Annotated in this window: 14 protein-coding genes and 3 tRNA genes; 7 read left to right on the top strand and 10 right to left on the bottom strand. The window is 55.3% G+C overall.

Features of this window, described 5'->3' with window-relative positions; genetic code table 11:
• Positions 1–9 precede the first annotated feature (9 nt).
• From miaA to nnr, 5 genes are read right to left on the bottom strand one after another with little or no spacing between them, the layout of a single operon-like run.
• Entirely contained in the window at positions 10–960 is a 951-nt protein-coding gene (gene miaA, locus GJ746_RS02310) for a tRNA (adenosine(37)-N6)-dimethylallyltransferase MiaA (RefSeq protein ID WP_154678754.1), read from the bottom strand.
• Positions 953–2,848 (bottom strand): DNA mismatch repair endonuclease MutL, encoded by a 1,896-nt coding sequence (gene mutL, locus GJ746_RS02305; RefSeq protein ID WP_154678753.1) that lies wholly within the window; start codon positions 2,846–2,848, stop codon positions 953–955. Before mutL ends, miaA begins: the two co-directional genes overlap by 8 nt.
• Before the next feature lie 10 nt (positions 2,849–2,858).
• Entirely contained in the window at positions 2,859–4,190 is a 1,332-nt protein-coding gene (gene amiB, locus GJ746_RS02300; RefSeq protein WP_154678752.1) for an N-acetylmuramoyl-L-alanine amidase AmiB, read from the bottom strand.
• 16 nt (positions 4,191–4,206) lie between these two features.
• On the bottom strand, positions 4,207–4,668 hold the full coding sequence (gene tsaE / locus GJ746_RS02295; RefSeq protein WP_154678751.1) for a tRNA (adenosine(37)-N6)-threonylcarbamoyltransferase complex ATPase subunit type 1 TsaE: 462 nt from the start codon (positions 4,666–4,668) through the stop codon (positions 4,207–4,209).
• Positions 4,661–6,172: a bifunctional ADP-dependent NAD(P)H-hydrate dehydratase/NAD(P)H-hydrate epimerase gene (gene nnr / locus GJ746_RS02290; RefSeq protein ID WP_195908785.1), complete on the bottom strand. Its 1,512-nt coding sequence runs from the start codon at positions 6,170–6,172 to the stop codon at positions 4,661–4,663. Before nnr ends, tsaE begins: the two co-directional genes overlap by 8 nt.
• A gap of 13 nt (positions 6,173–6,185) precedes the next feature.
• Here nnr and queG point away from each other — a divergent pair, with 13 nt between their 5' ends.
• Positions 6,186–7,325 carry a tRNA epoxyqueuosine(34) reductase QueG gene (gene queG, locus GJ746_RS02285; protein ID WP_154678749.1) on the top strand — a complete coding sequence of 380 codons (1,140 nt, stop codon included), beginning with the start codon at positions 6,186–6,188 and terminating at the stop codon, positions 7,323–7,325.
• A gap of 270 nt (positions 7,326–7,595) precedes the next feature.
• Here queG and GJ746_RS02280 read toward each other — a convergent pair.
• From GJ746_RS02280 to GJ746_RS02270, 3 genes are all read right to left on the bottom strand, one after another.
• A tRNA-Gly gene (locus GJ746_RS02280) sits at positions 7,596–7,671 on the bottom strand.
• Between the two features lie 24 nt (positions 7,672–7,695).
• Positions 7,696–7,771: transfer RNA gene (locus GJ746_RS02275), tRNA-Gly, on the bottom strand.
• Positions 7,772–7,857: 86 nt separating this feature from the next.
• Positions 7,858–7,933: transfer RNA gene (locus GJ746_RS02270), tRNA-Gly, on the bottom strand.
• A gap of 286 nt (positions 7,934–8,219) precedes the next feature.
• On the opposite strand from GJ746_RS02270, the gene GJ746_RS02265 reads away from it, so the two are divergent.
• Complete coding sequence (locus GJ746_RS02265) at positions 8,220–8,951, top strand: arginine ABC transporter substrate-binding protein (protein WP_154678748.1); 732 nt, start codon at positions 8,220–8,222, stop codon at positions 8,949–8,951.
• Between the two features lie 41 nt (positions 8,952–8,992).
• Here GJ746_RS02265 and orn read toward each other — a convergent pair whose 3' ends face one another.
• Entirely contained in the window at positions 8,993–9,538 is a 546-nt protein-coding gene (gene orn, locus GJ746_RS02260) for an oligoribonuclease (protein WP_154678747.1), read from the bottom strand.
• A gap of 94 nt (positions 9,539–9,632) precedes the next feature.
• Here orn and rsgA point away from each other — a divergent pair, with 94 nt between their 5' ends.
• From rsgA to mscM, 3 genes are all read left to right on the top strand, one after another.
• Positions 9,633–10,694: a small ribosomal subunit biogenesis GTPase RsgA gene (gene rsgA, locus GJ746_RS02255; RefSeq protein ID WP_154678746.1), complete on the top strand. Its 1,062-nt coding sequence runs from the start codon at positions 9,633–9,635 to the stop codon at positions 10,692–10,694.
• Between the two features lie 94 nt (positions 10,695–10,788).
• Entirely contained in the window at positions 10,789–11,751 is a 963-nt protein-coding gene (gene asd / locus GJ746_RS02250; protein ID WP_154678745.1) for an archaetidylserine decarboxylase, read from the top strand.
• A 23-nt stretch (positions 11,752–11,774) separates the two neighbouring features.
• The gene (gene mscM, locus GJ746_RS02245) at positions 11,775–15,101 is read left to right on the top strand and encodes a miniconductance mechanosensitive channel MscM (RefSeq protein WP_154678744.1); all 3,327 of its coding nucleotides are present in this window, start codon (positions 11,775–11,777) and stop codon (positions 15,099–15,101) included.
• A 246-nt stretch (positions 15,102–15,347) separates the two neighbouring features.
• Here mscM and epmA read toward each other — a convergent pair whose 3' ends face one another.
• Entirely contained in the window at positions 15,348–16,325 is a 978-nt protein-coding gene (gene epmA / locus GJ746_RS02240; protein WP_154678743.1) for an elongation factor P--(R)-beta-lysine ligase, read from the bottom strand.
• Positions 16,326–16,600: 275 nt separating this feature from the next.
• Here epmA and frdA point away from each other — a divergent pair, with 275 nt between their 5' ends.
• Both frdA and GJ746_RS02230 read left to right on the top strand, forming a co-directional pair.
• Positions 16,601–18,391, top strand: a complete 1,791-nt coding sequence (gene frdA / locus GJ746_RS02235; protein ID WP_154678742.1) for a fumarate reductase (quinol) flavoprotein subunit — start codon at positions 16,601–16,603, stop codon at positions 18,389–18,391.
• Positions 18,384–19,118 (top strand): succinate dehydrogenase/fumarate reductase iron-sulfur subunit, encoded by a 735-nt coding sequence (locus tag GJ746_RS02230; protein ID WP_139540926.1) that lies wholly within the window; start codon positions 18,384–18,386, stop codon positions 19,116–19,118. The genes frdA and GJ746_RS02230 overlap by 8 nt, the downstream gene beginning before the upstream one ends.
• Positions 19,119–19,120 lie beyond the last annotated feature (2 nt).

The raw sequence follows: 19,120 nt of genomic DNA, 5'->3' as shown, positions 1-19,120 counted from the left end.
TGTACACGTTCAGTCCAGGCTAGCACCAACAACCTGTAATACTTTGTTGAACGCTTGTTCAGGTTGTTCACTGTCTAACCAGTGAATACCTTCCCAACCGCGCAACCAGGTCACCTGACGCTTAGCTAACTGTCTCGTGGCGCAAACACCTCGATAAACCATGTCATCATACGGGATCTCGCCATTAAGGTACGACCACATCTGGCGATATCCGACACAACGAATGGAAGGCATATCCGTATGCAAATCTCCCCGGGCAAAAAGCGCCCGCACTTCTGCTTCAAAACCTGAAGCCAACATCTGATGAAAACGCTGTTCAATGCGCTGATGGAGCAGTTCACGGCTCGCCGGGGCGATGGCGAACTGGTGCACCTTATACGGCAGGGCATCACCTGACGTTTGCGTCAGCTCCGTTAAAGTTTTACCCGAAATGAAAAAAACTTCCAGTGCTCGGGAAAGTCTTTGCGGATCATTTGGATGAATACGCGCGGCAGCAACCGGATCAATCTCCTGTAGCTGCTGATGTAACGCGTTCCATCCCTGCTCTGCTGCCTGTTGCTCAATCCTGGCTCGAATCTCAGGATTGGCAGAGGGTAGTGGCGACAGCCCTTCCAGCAACGCTTTGAAATACAACATTGTTCCGCCAACCAGTAGCGGAATACGCCCGGCAGCGACGATATCAGCCATCTCTGCCAAAGCATCACGACGAAAATCCGCTGCGGAGTAGGACTCCGCCGGATCAAGAATATCCAACAGCCGATGCGGCGCAGCGCTAAGCTCCGCGGCGTCTGGCTTGGCCGTGCCGATGTCCATCCCCCGATAAATGAGGGCTGAATCAACGCTAATCAACTCTACTGGCAAAACTTTACGTAAGGCGATAGCCAGCGCGGTTTTACCAGAGGCCGTGGGGCCCATTAAAAATATTGCCTTAGGCAGGCTTGCCTCGGTTACATCACTCATCTTTCAGGGCATTCATCGCCGAATGTAAATCAACAGGTTGTAACAGACCACCCGGCGGCGCCTTAACCAGCTGCGGACATAAGCGTTCTATATCCGCGAGGACGGCAATTGCCTGCGCCATATTCCAGTGAGCATGTTCGCTCGCCAGATTACGCGCGATCCACTGGGCAATATTGCCAGCGTCGAATGTTTTTTGCTGCGCCAGGTAGCCTATCAGTTCAGGAATCAAGATTTGTAAATTTTGTTGTCTTAAGGGTAAAGGCACCGCGCGAATCGTGACGTGGTGCGCATCCGACTGGAGTTCGATCCCGACCTCTGCCAGCGCTGATTGCGCCTGATCAAGCGCGTTTTTTTCCTCTTCAGCCACTTTTATCCGCAGCGGGATCAGCAGCGGCTGGGCGCAAACGGCCTCAACGCCCGGCGTCAGCTGGGCCTGACGCAGCCAGCGCTCAGCAACGGTCAGGGCCAGCAGCGCTAACTTACCGTCCCGCTCCAGCAGCGCACAGTCGTGGTTGATAATCGTCAGTACGCGACCAAAACTCTGGCTATGTCCCGCCAGCCCTTCCGCTGTCGGTACCGGTGCCGATGAGATTGATTTGCGCTCCGTGGCCGGGGTATCGAGCAGCTGGCGATAGAGCACCCCCTGCTGTTTTTGGTAACCAGGCTGAGCATGCGGCCAGCTGGCTCCGCCAGCAGATCCCGAGGCGGCGGCTCCTCTTGAGCCTCCCGCATGATTACGTGGAGTCTCGGGTTCATCACGATATCGGGGAGGCGCCGCTTCGCGTGCGACCGCCGGCTGGGCAAAATGATTACCGCCTGCCGCAACGCGATTTTCCGGCACCTGCCGCGGAACGGGCTTATCGCCCTCTTCCGCCAGCGGTACTTCCAGCTGCTGCTGAAGAACGCTCAGTACGCCCTGATAGATAAAATCATGTACCAGACGCGACTGATGAAAGCGCACTTCATGCTTGGCCGGATGGACGTTCACGTCCACCTGATGCGGATCGATCTTCAGGTACAGCACAAAAGCAGGCTGCTGATCGGCGCCCAGTTTGTCTTCACAGGCCTGACGAATGGCATGGTTGATCAGACGATCGCGCATCATTCGTCCATTGACGTAGCAGTACTGAATTTCCGCCAGGGCAGAATTGGTATACAGAGGATCGGCCACCCAGCCGCTGAGGGTAAGGTCGCCGTGCTGCCACTCGATAGCCAGGGCATGCTCGAGAAATGACATCCCGCAAATAGCGCCCAGACGCCGTTCTCGCTGACCGTCCTGCGCGACCGCCCGGTACTGGCGCACAACTTTACCGTTATGACTGAGATTAATAGTGACGTCGAAGCGCGCCAGCGCGATGCGCCGCACGATCTCGTCGATATGACCAAACTCGGTTTTTTCAGTCCGCATAAACTTGCGGCGGGCGGGTGTGTTGTAAAAAAGATCCAGCACTTCCAGCGTTGTCCCCACCGGATGCGCAGCCGGTTTCACGGTAACCGCCTGGTCACGCCCTTCGGCGTAGGCCTGCCAGGCCTCCTGCTGATCTTCAGTACGCGAGGTCAACGTCAGACGGGCAACCGAGCTGATACTGGCCAGAGCTTCGCCGCGAAAGCCGAGGCTGATTATCGCCTCAAGATCATCAAGTGAAGCAATTTTACTGGTAGCGTGGCGAGCCAGCGCCAGCGCCAGCTCGTCTTTTTTAATACCGCAGCCGTTATCGCGAATGCGGATTAACTTCGCGCCGCCGCGTTCAATATCAATATCGATACGCGTCGCCCCGGCATCGAGGCTATTTTCCACCAGCTCTTTGACTACCGACGCCGGACGTTCCACCACTTCACCTGCGGCAATCTGGTTGGCGAGCTGCGGCGGTAGAACCTGAATCGGCATGGCCGTCTCCTTAATTTAATAACGTCCCATCTGATGAGCCTGCGCTCGCAGTCTGCGTGGCTGAACCGCGCGGAGCGGATTGCAGCGGATGCTGCATAAAGTAATTACGCAGGCCGTTATAAATTGCCTCTGCAACCTGCTGCTGGTAAGCATCGCTACCCAACAGCCGCTCTTCACCGGTATTACTAATAAAACCCGTTTCAACAAGGATTGACGGAATATCCGGCGAACGCAGTACGCCCAGGCTGGCATGCTCAGGACGGCGCTTATGTAAATCGCCGATCCGCTGCAGCTGGCTCAACACATTTGTCGCCACATCATACCCGACGCGCTGAGAATGGCCGAACTGTAAATCCAGTACCGCCTGGCTCAGGTAAGGATCCGCCTGACTATTAGCCAACACATCGCCAGCACCGCCCAGCAGCTCAGACTGTTTCTCATGTTGCTCAAGCCAGCCAGCCATTTCAGTGTTGGCGCGACGGTTGGAAAGAACCCAAACCGAGGCCCCGGTCGCGTCGCGATTTGGCGCAGCGTCCGCATGAATTGAGACAAGGAAATTGGCGTTTTGCTTACGCGCTACGTCAGAACGCCCCATGACGGAAATAAAATAATCGCCGTCGCGTGTCAGCACCGGCTTGAACTGAGAATCGGCATTCAGCAACATGCGAAGCTTACGCGCAATGGCGATGGTTACATTTTTCTCTTTCGTGCCGTTCGGGCCAATAGCGCCCGGATCCTGACCGCCGTGACCGGCATCAATGGCGATAATCACTTTATCGTCGCTGGAGACGGTACGCGCCGCGGGACGCGTTACGGTACTTGTGCTGGTCACCGCGGTGAGTCGGTCGTTATCGGCTTTAAACGGATTACGCGCAGGCTCTATCGGACGAACAGGCTGCACCGCAGGCCTTTCAGCCTGTTTAACCACAACCGGCGGCGGTGGAGGTGGCGGCGGCGCATCGGCGTTAATCGTAAACACTACGGTATAATTAGAACCGTTCTGCTGTTTCACCGCGCGCGTTTTGCCATCGGCAGTTAAATCCACCAGCAGGCGCAGCGACTGCGTATCCTGCGGCGTTCCGGAACGAATGCTTTTTACCAGATTATTACCGCTGAACTGCAGCGGTAGCCCCTGGAGGACGCCAGTCTGTTTGATATCCAGCGCCACGATGCGTTTGCCCTGCGGGCTAAACGAATATTCAGGCTCGCCGATAAAGCTAATCGTAATGCGGGCCTGCCGATCTCCATTTGAGACCTGGATATCGGATAAACTTGCCGCAGTGGCCTGAATACTTAACAGCATCAGTGCGGTAGCCAGCCAACTGGTTATGCGATATATCATCCCGTCGTCCTTTTGGCTAATCAGCCAAACGCGCCAATAAAGACTCACCCAATGAGGAGACCGCGGTTACGCGCGCCTCACGCCCTTGAGCCTGATATTCAAGGTGAACTTCAACATCCGGATCCGGCAGTACACCCGTTCCCTGCTGCGGCCATTCCACCAGACAGATCGCATCGTCGGTAAAATAATCACGGATCCCCATAAACTCGAGCTCCTCGGGATCCGCCAGGCGATACAGATCGAAGTGATAAACCATTAAATTGTCGAGGCTGTAAGGCTCGACGAGCGTATAGGTCGGGCTTTTGACGTTGCCACGGTGGCCGAGAGCCTGAAGAAAACCACGGCTAAAGGTTGTTTTACCCGCCCCTAAATCGCCATACAAATAGATGACCGTCGCGCCAGTGCATGCCTGAGCTACGCGGTTGCCAAGGCTTAAAGTTGCCTGCTCATCGGGTAAAGGAATCACTCGGTTAATCATGGTCTACGTCAATCACATCCGGGTTAACAACACGCCTGAGCGTGGAAAAAAGATCGGTCGCCAACATGCCGCGGGTGCCGCTTCTGGCCGCCAGCCGGTCGGCTGCCTCGCCATGAGCGACGCAGCCAGCGCAGGCAGCATCATACGGTGTCAGGCGCTGACCTAACAATGCAGCGATAATACCGGTTAATACATCACCCATCCCACCGCTGGCCATCCCGGCGTTACCGGCGTCAATGATGCCAGTTTCGCCGGTTTCACTGGCGACTATCGTACCAGCGCCCTTCAGCACCACGACGCCACCATAACGTTTTACCAAACGTTGCGCAGAATGTAAGCGATCGCTTTCAATTTCTGCCACACTCGCATTCAGCAGGCGGGCGGCTTCGCCGGGATGCGGCGTTAGCACGCGATTGTGACGTTTATCGGGATTGATTGCCAGCAGGTTCAACGCATCCGCATCCCAGACCATCGGTTTGCGAAAATTCTCTGCCTGGCGTAACGCATTTTTACCCCATTCGCTCTGGCCCAGTCCTGGCCCAATCGCCACAACATCCGCCCATTGCAGACTTTCCTCCAGCGAGCGTGACGTCAGCTCATGGACCATGAGTTCCGGCCTGGCGGTTAAAATAGGGGTGATATTGTCTTTGTGAGTCAGTACTCGCACCAACCCCGCTCCCGCGCGTAGCGCCGCCTCGCCGCTCATCCTAATCGCTCCCGCCGTCCCCGGTTCACCGCCCACTATTACCAGCTTACCGTGATCGCCTTTATGCGATGTAGGGCTTCGCGGTGGCAGCCAGTCGGGAAGCTGAGAGGCATCGAATCGACGGATTATCGCAGTCTGGCCTGCCAGCCAGCGCTCAAGTCCTAAAGCGTGATGATGCAAGCGACCAACAACATCGCGAGCTTTGCCGGTCAGCAGCCCCGGCTTAAGGGCGATAAAAGTGATGGTATGAGCGGCATTGATAACCGCTCCTGGCGCCGTACCTGTCTGAGCATTCAGGCCTGACGGAATATCGAGCGCGACAATCGGCGCCGGGTGAGCGTTAGCATGTGCAATGAGCTCAGCAACACTTTCCCGGGGCGCGCTCTGTAGCCCGGTACCGAGCAGGCCGTCAATAATCAGCGTGATATCTTCCGGCCAGGCGATGCTGGCAGCATGAATCGTACCGCCGGCGTTGAGCCACTCTTCACGCGCAATGGCGGCCTCTTCCGGCAGCGGCTTCTCGCTCTCCAGCGCCAGCAGAGTAACCTGAATTCCTCGCGCCTGCGCCAGACGAGCCACCACGTAGCCGTCTCCGCCGTTATTGCCGTGACCGCAGAGAATCAGCCAGTGCTGGCTGGCAGGATATTGTGTGCTCGCAATCTGAAAAGCCGCTTCGCCCGCGCGACGCATCAGCTCGAATAGCGTCAGCCCAAGCGTATCCGCCGCGTCTTTTTCCGCCCGCCGAAGCGCGTCCGCCGGCCAGATGATGTGTGGTATACTGTCAGGGTTTTTCGTCATCGTATGGTCCATCATGTCACAGCCCCTCGATCTCAATCAGTTAGCGCAGCAAATCAAACAATGGGGCACAGAATTGGGCTTCCAGCAGGTCGGTATTACCGATACCGATCTCAGCGCAAGCGAACCGGAACTGCAGGCGTGGCTGGATAAACAATACCACGGCGAAATGGAGTGGATGGCGCGTCATGGCATGATGCGCGCGCGCCCCCATGAACTCCAGCCCGGAACCTTACGCGTCATCAGCGTGAGGATGAACTATCTTCCCGCTAATGCCGCTTTCGCCGGCACCCTGAAAAATCCCGCACTGGGTTACGTTAGCCGTTATGCCCTCGGACGGGACTACCATAAGCTGTTACGCAATCGCCTGAAAAAATTAGGTGAGATGATTCAGGGACAGTGTGCTTCGCTCAATTTTAGACCTTTTGTCGATTCCGCGCCGATTCTTGAACGTCCTTTAGCTGAAAAAGCGGGACTGGGATGGACAGGTAAGCACTCACTCATTCTCAGCCGCGATGCCGGCTCGTTCTTTTTCCTCGGCGAGTTGCTAATCGATCTCCCTCTTCCTGTAGATCACCCCGTCGCAGAAGAGTGCGGACGCTGCGTAGCCTGTATGACTATCTGCCCAACCGGAGCCATCGTCGAGCCCTATACCGTTGACGCTCGTCGCTGTATATCCTATCTGACTATTGAACTGGAAGGCGCTATTCCGGAAGAATTTCGTCCGCTGATCGGCAACCGCATTTACGGCTGCGATGATTGCCAGCTCATTTGCCCGTGGAACCGCTTCGCGCAGCTAACGAATGAGGATGACTTTAGCCCTCGTAAAGCGTTACATGCCCCTGAGCTACTGGAACTTTTCTCCTGGAGCGAGTCATATTTTTTAAAGGTGACGGAAGGTTCGGCCATTCGCCGTATTGGTCATCTGCGCTGGCTGCGTAACATCGCTGTCGCATTGGGTAATGCGCCCTGGCATGAAGCGAATCTGCAGGCCCTGGAAAAGCGCCGAGGTGAGCACCCACTTCTCGATGAACACATTGAATGGGCGATTGCGCAGCAAATTGAAAAGCGAAATGCCAACGTCATCGAGGTGCAATTGCCGAAGAAGCTACGGCTGGTCAGGGTGATTGAAAAAGGGCTACCGCGCGATGCCTGATTCATTCACAGGGTGTGAATAAAAATAAAAAAACATTGCGTTTCAACATACAGACGTTCGTCAAGCGATCGAGTTAACACTTTGAAATGAAATTTAATTATTATATTTCAATGAGATATAAAAATACCCTTCACCTGGCGAAGTATTTCTCTGAATAAGGACGACAGATTAACCTGTGGATAACTCTGTTCACAGTATTTTCAGGATACGACGAAAATCATCCCCGACGTACGATTACGCTGTGGATAAAATATGTATGAGAAGAAATTCTGGAGCGGGAAACGAGACTCGAACTCGCGACCCCGACCTTGGCAAGGTCGTGCTCTACCAACTGAGCTATTCCCGCTTGGGTATGGTGACTTTCAAATTTTGGAGCGGGAAACGAGACTCGAACTCGCGACCCCGACCTTGGCAAGGTCGTGCTCTACCAACTGAGCTATTCCCGCTTAATCTTTGTCTTTCAAGCCGCTTCTGCGTTAACTGCCTTGTAGCAACTCGAAATCCTGTGATTAGGATGGTACTTTCAAATTTTTGGAGCGGGAAACGAGACTCGAACTCGCGACCCCGACCTTGGCAAGGTCGTGCTCTACCAACTGAGCTATTCCCGCGTACTTCAGGCCATATTTCTATGGCGTCGTGATTTGCATTTCTGCTTCGTCACGGGAGGCGCATTATACGAGAATTCGTTTGACCTGCAACCCCCCCGGTAGCAATTTTTTTCGTTTTTGATTCAAGTGACCACTTTATCACCAGACGCACGCTTAAATTGTTTAAATAACCAGCATATGCGGCAAAATAACTTTTTCCGACCTCGCTAAAGGCGCAAAATCGCTCAAGTTTATAGGCGGATATCGCCCGCTGACGGTCAACAACGATCACAATCAGGGAAATAAAATGAAAAAAGCGCTAACCGTCCTGCTGCTGGCAACGCTCGCCACAGGAACAGCATCGGCAACAACGCTACATTTTGGGACAACAACGGCCAACCCGCCGTTTGATACCGTCAATGGTAAAAATCAGCCTACGGGTTTTGATATCGACCTGGCCAATGCGTTGTGTAAGCAGATGCAGGTCGAATGCAAATTTACCCCTCAGGGCTTCGATACGCTTATCCCGGCGTTACGCTTTAAAAAATTCGACGCCGTTATCGCTGGCATTGAAGTGATTCCGATGCGGGAAAAGCAGGTCGCTTTCAGCCATCCCTATCGTCAGGAGCTGTCCGGGGTAGTTGTCACCGCGAAGGATGCCGCCCGCACCTTTGCCGATCTGAAAGATAAAAAAATCGGTGTCGTGAAAGGCACCATTCATCAGCACTATCTGCGGGATAAACAAAAAACCGTGCATGCTGTGCCCTATGAGAGCGATGAAAGCGCGCTGAACGCGCTGAAAGAGGGCGTGATTAGCGGCGTCATGGGCGATCAGGAAACGCTGACTCACTGGCTGCAGGATAATCCCGACTATGCGGTGATGGATGAACGCGCCACGGATCCCAGCTACTACGGTAAGCAGTACGCCATTGCGGTACGTAAAGATGACCCAGAGCTACTGAATAATCTCAATGCTGCTCTGGATGCGGTGAAAGCCTCACCGGAGTTCCAGGCGATGGAGCAGAAGTGGTTTAAATAAGTGGACGTATTACCGGGGCGCTTTTGGCCCCGGCCTAAACGTTAAAGCTGAATGAAGTGCTCGCGGTAGTAAGCCAGTTCCGCCACCGACTCGCGAATGTCGTCCATCGCCTGGTGCGTCCCCTGTTTCTTAAAACCGTCAAGAATTTCTGGTTTCCAGCGACGAGCCAGCTCTTTCAGCGTGCTGACGTCCAGATAACGGTAGTGAAAATACGCTTCCAGTTCCGGCATATATTTAAACAAGAAGCGGCGATCCTGGCCGATGCTGTTGCCGCAAATCGGTGACTTTCCCGCCGGAACCCATTTTTTCAGAAACTCAATAGTCGCCAGCTCCGCTTCACGATCGCCCATGGTACTCGCCTTCACTCGCTCCACCAGCCCGCTCCCGGTATGGGTACGCACGTTCCACTCGTCCATCAACGCCAGCTGCGCATCGGACTGGTGTACCGCAATGGTGGGGCCTTCCGCCAGAATGTTCAGATTCGCGTCAGTCACCAGGGTGGCGATTTCAATGATGCGATCGCGTTGCGGATCCAGCCCCGTCATTTCAAGATCGATCCAAATCAGGTTGTTTTCATCTGCACTCATGTTATTTTCCACCCTTCTTACGTCACTATATTCGTCTAAAATAGCGTGTATCATAGAGGTTTTGCCCGTACAGGGCGACCAGGAGCCAGTTCGATTGAGTAAAAATAAACTCTCCAAAGGCCAACAGCGCCGCGTGAAGGCCAACCACCAGCGCCGCCTGAAAACGACTTCGGAGAAGGCCGATTTTGATGACAACCTGTTCGGTGAGAAATCCGAAGGGATCGTTATTAGCCGCTTTGGCATGCATGCCGATGTCGAATCCGCCGACGGTAGCGTCCACCGTTGCAATATACGCCGCACCATTCGTTCGCTGGTCACCGGCGATCGCGTGGTCTGGCGGCCCGGCAAAAGCGAAGCTGACGGCGTCAATGTTAAGGGCATCGTCGAAGCCGTGCATGAAAGAACCTCCGTCCTGACGCGTCCGGATTTCTACGACGGCGTCAAACCCATCGCCGCTAATATCAATCAGATTGTTATCGTTTCCGCGATCTTGCCTGAGCTTTCTCCGAATATTATCGACCGCTATCTGGTGGCCTGCGAAACATTGAACGTTGAACCGCTGATCGTGCTCAATAAGATCGATCTGCTGGACCAGGAGAGCATGGACTTCGTCAACGAGCAAATGGACATTTACCGCAATATTGGTTACCGCGTACTGATGGTATCCAGCCGCACGCAGGATGGTTTAAAGCCGCTTGAAGAGGCGCTTACCGACCGAATCAGCATCTTTGCCGGGCAGTCCGGGGTCGGAAAATCGAGCCTGCTGAATGCTCTGTTAGGCCTGCAGGATGACCAAATCCTCACCAATGACGTTTCTGATGTCTCCGGGCTGGGGCAGCACACCACCACGGCCGCGCGCCTGTACCACTTCCCGCACGGCGGCGATGTGATCGACTCTCCGGGCGTACGCGAGTTCGGCCTGTGGCATCTCGACGCGGAACAAATCACTCACGGCTTTGTCGAATTCCATGATTATTTAGGCCGCTGCAAATACCGCGACTGCAAACACGACACCGATCCAGGCTGTGCCATTCGCGAAGCGGTAGAGAACGGTGAAATCGCCGAAAGCCGGTTTGAAAACTACCACCGCATTCTTGAAAGCATGGCGCAGGTACAGGTAAAAACGCGTAAAAGCTTTTCATCAACTGATGACTGACATTTAACCTGAGCATCGTTAGAATCGTCCCCCTTTTTTCAGGTCCCGCTGTTACGCGGGGCCAGGAACGACAAATAATGGCCTGGAGGCTACCTTGTTAAACGATCTTAAACTTTCACTGCAATACATTCTGCCTAAACTGTGGCTCACCCGCCTCGCAGGCTGGGGTGCGCGCAAGCGAGCAGGCTGGCTGACAAAACTGGTCATCGATCTGTTTGTGAAATATTACAAGGTCGATATGAAAGAGGCGCAAAAGCCTGACACGGCCAGCTACCGTACCTTTAACGACTTCTTCGTTCGCCCGCTGCGCGATGACGTGCGCCCGCTAAACACCGATCCGAGCGTGCTGGTAATGCCCGCCGATGGCGTAATCAGCCAGCTCGGCGCCATTGAAGACGACAAAATTTTGCAGGCTAAGGGCCACAACTACAGCCTTGAAGCGCTGCTGGCCGGCAACTACCAGATGGCCGATCTGTTCCGTAACGGTAGCTTCGTCACCACCTATCTTTCCCCCCGTGATTACCACCGCGTGCATATGCCGTGCAATGGTATTCTGCGCGAGATGATTTACGTGCCGGGCGATTTGTTCTCCGTAAACCATCTGACCGCACAAAACGTGCCGAATCTTTTTGCCCGCAACGAGCGCGTCATCTGCCTGTTCGATACTGAATTTGGCCCAATGGCGCAGATCCTCGTCGGCGCCACCATCGTCGGCAGCATCGAAACCGTGTGGTCCGGGACCGTGACGCCGCTGCGTGAAGGTATCATTAAGCGCTGGACCTGGCCTGCTGGTGATAGCGAAGGTTCAGTTGCTCTGCTTAAAGGCCAGGAGATGGGCCGCTTCAAACTGGGCTCCACGGTGATTAACCTGTTTGCCCCGGGCCAGGTAAAACTGATCGAGCAGCTACAAAGTCTGTCGGTCACTAAAATTGGCCAGCCGCTGGCTATCGCGCCTGAAGCCGCTGCGCCGGTCGAACCCGCTCCGCTGGCAGCGGAAGAGGTCCGCGCTGAACACGCCGCCAGCCCGCTGGTTAATGATAAACAAGACGAAGGTTAATTCCTGAGAGAAAAGGTTACGCCGTGCGCCTGATATACACTTTCCTGTTGGCCTGGTGCCTCAGTTTCGGGGCGTACGCAGCGACAGCCCCGGATGCGAAACAGATAGCTCAGGAACTGGAACAGGCAAAGGCGGCGAAGCCCGCCCAGCCTGAAACCGTTGAAGTCCTGCAATCAGCCCTGAACGCGCTTGAGGAGCGTAATGCTTCCCTTGAGCGCGCCCGCCAGTACCAGGAGGTTATCGATAACTTCCCCAAACTGTCGCAAACCCTGCGTGCGCAGCTCAATAATCTGAGCGATGAGCCGCGCCAGGTATCCACCACTCTCTCCTCCGATGCGCTGAACCAGGAGATCCTTCAGGTCAGCAGCCAGCTGCTGGAGGCCAGCCGTAAAGCGCAGCAGGAGCAGGATCGCGCCCGCGACATCGCCGATTCGCTCAACCAGCTGCCGCAGCAGCAGAGCGATGCTCGCCGCCAGTTGAACGAGGTCGAACGCCGGGTTGGCGCGCAGAGCAGCAATACGCCGCTGGCTCAGGCGCAGAATCTTGGCCTGCAGGCGGAGTCCGCGCGGCTGAAAGCGCTGGTTGATGAGCTGGATCTGGCCCAGCTTTCCGCCAATAACCGCCAGGAACTTTCACGGATGCGTTCCGAGCTGGCGCAGAAAGAGAGCGAACAGCTCGACGCCTGGCTTCAGGCGCTGCGTAATCAGCTAAACAATCAACGACAGCGCGAAGCGGAAAAAGCGCTGGAAAGCACCGAACTGCTGGCGGAAAACAGTGAGAACCTACCGCCGGATATCGTGGCTCAATTTAAAGTTAACCGCGAGCTGTCGCTGGCGCTGAACCAGCAGGCGCAGCGGATGGATCTGATCGCCTCTCAGCAGCGCCAGGCAACCAATCAAACTCTCCAGGTACGCCAGGCTTTAAATACGCTACGCGAGCAGTCCCAGTGGCTCGGCTCTTCCAATCTGCTTGGCGAAGCCTTGCGCGCGCAGGTTGCGCGTCTGCCGGAAACCCCGCGACCGCAGCAGCTGGATACGGAAATGGGGCAGCTGCGCGTGCAGCGCTTGCGCTATGAAGATCAGCTCGGCAAACAGTCGCAGCTGAAACAAATTCGCCAGGCGGATGGCGAACCGCTCACCGGCGAACAGAACCAGATTCTGCAGGCTCAGATGCGCACGCAGACTGAACTACTCAACTCCCTGCTGCGCGGCGGTGATACGCTGATGCTCGAACTGACCAAGCTGAAAGTCGCTAACGGTCAGTTGGAGGATGCCCTTAAAGAGATAAACGAAGCGACCCATCGCTATCTGTTCTGGACCTCCGATGTCAGCCCAATCGGCTTCTCATGGCCTCTGGAGATCGTTCAGGATTTACGCCGTCTGATCTCGCTCGATACCATGAGCCAGCTTGGTAAAGCCAGCATGATGATGCTGACCAGTAAAGAGACCTTACTGCCGCTATTTTTCGCGCTCATTCTGGTCGGATTCAGCATCAGCTCGCGCCGCCACTTTACCAGCTTTCTTGAGCGCTCCAGCGCGCGCGTGGGTAAAGTCACGCAGGATCACTTCTGGCTCACGTTGCGTACGGTGTTCTGGTCAATACTGGTCGCCTCGCCGCTGCCGGTTCTGTGGATGACGCTCGGCTACGGTTTGCAGGCCGCCTGGCCTTTCCCGCTGGCGGTCGCCATTGGCGATAGCGTTACCGCTACGGTGCCGCTGCTGTGGGTGGTGATGATATGCGCGACCTTCGCCCGCCCGAACGGCCTGTTCATCGCCCACTTTGCATGGCCGCGCAGCCGCGTCAGCAAAGCGATGCGCTACTATCTGATGAGCATCGGCCTGATTGTGCCACTGATTATGGCGCTGATTACTTTCGATAATCTCAACGATCGTGAGTTTTCCGCCTCGCTGGGCCGCCTTTGTTTCATGCTGATTTGCGGCGCGCTGGCAATGGTCACTCTGAGCCTGAAACGAGCTGGAATACCGCTGTATCTCGACAAAGAAGGCAGCGGCGACAATATGTTAAACCGACTGCTGTGGAATATGCTGCTCGGCGCGCCCCTGGTGGCGATGCTGGCAGCAGCGATCGGTTATCTCGCGACATCGCAGGCGCTGCTCGCCAGGCTTGAAACCTCGGTCGCCATCTGGTTTCTACTGCTGGTGGTTTATCACATTATTCGCCGCTGGATGCTCATTCAGCGCCGTCGTCTGGCGTTCGATCGCGCGAAGCACCGACGGGCGGAGATCCTCGCCCAGCGTGCGCGTGGCGAAGAAGAAGTCCAGCACACCAGCAGCCCGGAAGGTTCAATGGAGGCTGAGGTCAGCGAGGTCGATCTTGATGCCATCAGTACCCAGTCGTTGCGCCTGGTTCGCTCCCTGCTGATGCTGATCGCGCTGGTGTCGGTTATCGTACTATGGTCAGAAATCCACTCCGCGTTTGGCTTCCTGGAAAATATTTCGCTATGGGACGTGACCTCCACGGTGCAGGGGGTTGAGAGCCTGGAGCCAATTACACTCGGTGCGGTGCTCATTGCTATTCTGGTGCTGATTATCACCACCCAGCTGGTGCGCAATCTGCCCGCGCTGCTGGAACTGGCTATTCTCCAGCATCTGGAACTAACGCCGGGCACCGGCTACGCCATCACCACTATTACCAAGTATCTGCTGATGCTGATCGGCGGTCTGGTTGGCTTCTCCATGATTGGGATCGAATGGGCGAAGCTGCAGTGGCTTATTGCCGCTCTTGGTGTGGGCCTTGGTTTTGGTTTGCAGGAGATCTTCGCCAACTTTATCTCCGGCCTGATTATCCTGTTTGAGAAACCGATACGTATTGGCGATACGGTCACCATTCGCGATCTCACCGGCAGCGTTACGCGTATTAATACCCGCGCAACCACCATCAGCGACTGGGACCGTAAAGAAATTATTGTGCCTAATAAGGCATTCATCACCGAGCAGTTCATCAACTGGTCGTTGTCGGATTCCGTTACCCGCGTGGTGTTAACGGTACCTGCGCCGGTGGATGCCAATACCGAGGAAGTCGTGCAGATCCTGCTGACCGCCGCGCACCGCTGTTCGTTGGTCATCGATACTCCGACGCCGGAAGCGTTCCTCGTTGACCTGCAGCAGGGGATTCAGATTTTCGAGCTGCGTATTTATGCCGCGGAAATGGGGCACCGTATGCCGCTACGTCATGAGATGCATCAGCTAATTCTGGCCGGGTTCCGCGAACACGGCATCGATATGCCGTTCCCGCCGTTCCAGATGCGCCTGGAAAGTATTGATGGCAGAAAAACCAGCCGCTCCCTGACTTCAGCAGGGAAAACCAGCCGTACCCCCGGCAGCCTGTAAAAATGGCCTTGCCTGAACGCAGGCAAGGCCCGTACGTACCGGCCTTCACAACCATACCGGTTAACGCCGTTCATCGGCGGTATCTCTCAGCCTTTTGTACCCGTGACGAAAAAGAAGCTTAACAACAGCGGTCGAGAACGCTGTCAAAGCGTGGTTTCGACAAATGACTAAGGGGAACCTGGGGTCTGTTCAGACCAGTAAGAGCGGCTTCCCTTTGCATCGTTGAAAGGGAAGCGGAGAGGCATGTCAGGCGCGATCGACGGTAAAGGAGATAACTTCACCGATGCTTTCTGCACCCAGCGCCAGCATGACAATGCGGTCAACGCCCATCGCCACGCCGGAACAATCCGGCAGACCCGCCTCCATCGCGGCCAGCAGATTATAATCAATTGGCTGCTGCGGCAGGCCGCGAGCCGCACGCTTGCGGTTATCCTGTTCAAACCGCTGCCGCTGTTCACGCGCGTCAGTCAGTTCATGAAAACCATTCGCCAGTTCGAGCCCTTTGTAATAGACCTCAAAACGCTCCGCCACGCGGTGATCTTCGGTGCTGATTTGCGCCAGCGACGCCTGGCTGGCCGGGAAGTGATAAATAAACGTCGGCCGATCCTTACCAATATGCGGCTCAACGCCTATAACAAAAAGCAGCTGGAGCAGCGTATCCCGATCTTCTTCGGTGTCGGCAATATTGCTCAAATCCATCTTCGCCGCCACTTCGCGCAGCTGCGTTTTATCCGCCGATAGCGGGTCGATTTCCAGATAACGCAGGAAGGCTTGCTGATAAGAAAGGCTTTCCGCTGGCTGGCAGTCAAGTACCTGCTGTAGCAGATCGTCTACCTCGTTAATCAGCCGGTACATGTCATAGCACGGACGATACCACTCCAGCATGGTGAATTCCGGGTTATGATGGCGCCCCATCTCTTCGTTACGAAAGTTACGGCACAGCTGAAACACCGGACCGCAACCGGCCGCCAGCAGACGCTTCATGTGGTACTCCGGACTGGTCATCAGATACAGATTCATCCCCTGAGAATGGCCCGGCCCTACGAAACGCGTCTCAAACGGGACCATATGGATATCCGTCACCGTCGCCTGACTCATGCAGGGCGTCTCCACCTCCAGCACGCCGCGGTCGGTAAAGAAACGACGAATTTCCGCCATTACCGCTGCGCGTTTTAAAAGATTTGGAATGGACGCGCTCGGCTGCCAGGTTGCCGTTTCGCTCATGGTTCTTTCTCCGATTTGAAACAAGGGCACGAAGTCTACTCGTAACCGGAGAATGAAACAAATTTTGTGCGAAAGCGTACGCGAGTTACATAAGTTTAATTTATTGATAGCCCAAAAACATAAAGGATATAGATAAACAACCGCACATAACGATAAAAAAATCGAACACGTCAATTTTCCCTCACAGCCGTACGGCTATACTCCTTACCTATAAAGGAGCAGTGATACGTTTTCGCCAGCCCGGCGGCGAAATAAACAAAAACTGGAGGAATGTCGTGCAAACTTTTCAAGCCGATCTTGCCGTAATTGGCGCAGGCGGAGCAGGTCTTCGTGCTGCAATAGCCGCCGCGCAAGCTAATCCAAATGCTAAAATCGCTCTAATTTCAAAAGTCTATCCTATGCGCAGCCATACCGTTGCTGCTGAAGGGGGTTCCGCAGCCGTCGCGCAGGATCATGATAGCTTTGAGTACCATTTCCACGACACCGTAGCAGGCGGCGACTGGCTGTGTGAGCAGGACGTCGTTGACTACTTCGTTCATCACTGCCCGACGGAAATGACCCAGCTCGAACAGTGGGGATGCCCGTGGAGCCGTCGTCCGGACGGTAGCGTCAACGTCCGGCGATTCGGCGGTATGAAGATCGAACGAACCTGGTTCGCAGCCGATAAAACCGGCTTTCATATGCTGCATACCCTGTTCCAGACCTCCCTGCAATTCCCGCAAATCCAGCGCTTTGATGAGCATTTTGTCCTCGATATCCTGGTTGATGACGGTCAGGCCCGTGGTCTGGTCGCAATGAACATGATGGAAGGAACGCTGGTACAGATCCGCGCCAACGCGGTAATCCTGGCGACCGGCGGTGCAGGACGCGTGTATCGTTACAATACCAACGGCGGGATCGTCACCGGCGACGGTATGGGCATGGCGCTCAGCCACGGCGTACCATTGCGCGACATGGAGTTCGTACAATATCACCCCACCGGACTGCCGGGTTCCGGTATTCTGATGACGGAAGGCTGTCGCGGTGAAGGCGGCATTCTGGTCAACAAGAACGGCTACCGCTATCTGCAGGATTACGGCATGGGTCCGGAAACCCCGCTGGGCGAACCGAAAAACAAATATATGGAGCTGGGACCACGCGACAAAGTCTCCCAGGCTTTCTGGCACGAATGGCGCAAGGGCAACACGATCCCAACGCCGCGAGGCGATGTGGTTTATCTCGATCTGCGCCATTTAGGCGAGAAAAAGCTGCTTGAACGTCTGCCGTTTATCTGTGAGCTGTCAAAGGCCTACGTTGGTGTCGATCCGGTGAAAGATCCGATTCCGGTGCGTCCAACCGCGCACTACACCATGGGCGGGATCGAAACCGATCAGCAGTGTGAAACCCGCATCAAAGGACTGTTTGCCGTCGGCGAATGTTCCTCTGTGGGCCTGCACGGCGCCAACCGCCTTGGCTCCAACTCCCTGGCAGAACTGGTGGTCTTTGGCCGTCTGGCCGGTGAACAGGCCATGCTGCGCGCAGCCGAAGCGGGCGAGGCTAATAGCGCCGCGCTGGATGCGCAGGTCATCGATATTGAGAAGCGCCTGAAAGATCTGGTTAACCAGGAGGGTAACGAGAACTGGGCGAAAATCCGTGACGAAATGGGTATGTCGATGGAAGAAGGCTGCGGCATTTACCGTACGCCGGAGCTCATGCAGAAAACGGTTGATAAGCTGGCCGAGCTGCAGGAGCGCTTCAAGCGCGTGCGTATCACCGATACCTCCAGCGTCTTCAATACCGACCTGCTTTATACCATCGAACTGGGTCATGGTCTGAACGTCGCCGAATGTATGGCTCATTCCGCCCTTGCTCGTAAAGAGTCTCGCGGCGCGCATCAGCGTCTGGATGAAGGCTGCACCGAGCGCGACGACGTCAACTTCCTTAAGCATACCCTCGCCTTCCGCGATGCCGACGGCAATACAAGTCTGGAGTATAGTGATGTAAAAATCACCACTCTGCCGCCAGCAAAACGCGTGTACGGCGCTGAAGCGGAAGCAGCCGAGAAGAAGGAGACGACGAATGGCTGAGATGAAAAACATGAAAGTTGAAGTCGTGCGCTACAATCCGGAGGTGGACGTAGCACCGCACAGCGCTTTCTATGAAGTTCCTTACGATGAACAAACCTCGCTGCTTGATGCTCTGGGTTACATCAAAGATAACCTCGCACCGGACCTTAGCTATCGCTGGTCCTGCCGTATGGCGATCTGCGGTTCTTGCGGCATGATGGTGAACAAGGTTCCAAAACTGGCGTGTAAAACCTTCCTGCGTGAATACACCAAAGGTATTAAGGTTGAGGCGCTGGCCAATTTCCCGATTGAGCGCGATCTGGTGGTCGATATGACCCACTTTATCGAAAGCCTGGAAGCCATTAAGCCATACATTATCGGCAACCCGCGCACGCCGGATCAGGGACCAAATAAGCAGACGCCGGCGCAAATGGCGAAGTACCACCAGTTCTCCGGCTGCATCAACTGTGGCCTGTGCTACGCGGCCTGCCCGCAGTTTGGCCTGAACCCGGAGTTTATCGGTCCGGCGGCGATCACCCTCGCCCATCGTTACAACGAAGATAGCCGCGACCACGGTAAGAAGGAACGTATGGCGCAGCTTAACGGTCAGAATGGCGTCTGGACATGTACTTTCGTGGGCTACTGCTCCGAAGTCTGCCCTAAACACGTCGACCCGGCGGCCGCGATCCAGCAGGGCAAGGTAGAAAGCTCGAAAGACTTTCTTATCGCTACCCTGAAACCACGCTAAGG

The sequence above is a fragment of the Klebsiella oxytoca genome, from assembly GCF_009707385.1.
Lineage (GTDB): Bacteria > Pseudomonadota > Gammaproteobacteria > Enterobacterales > Enterobacteriaceae > Klebsiella > Klebsiella oxytoca_C.
The sequence above is the reverse complement of the archived record's forward strand: the minus strand, read 5'-3'. Positions and strand labels throughout refer to the sequence as shown.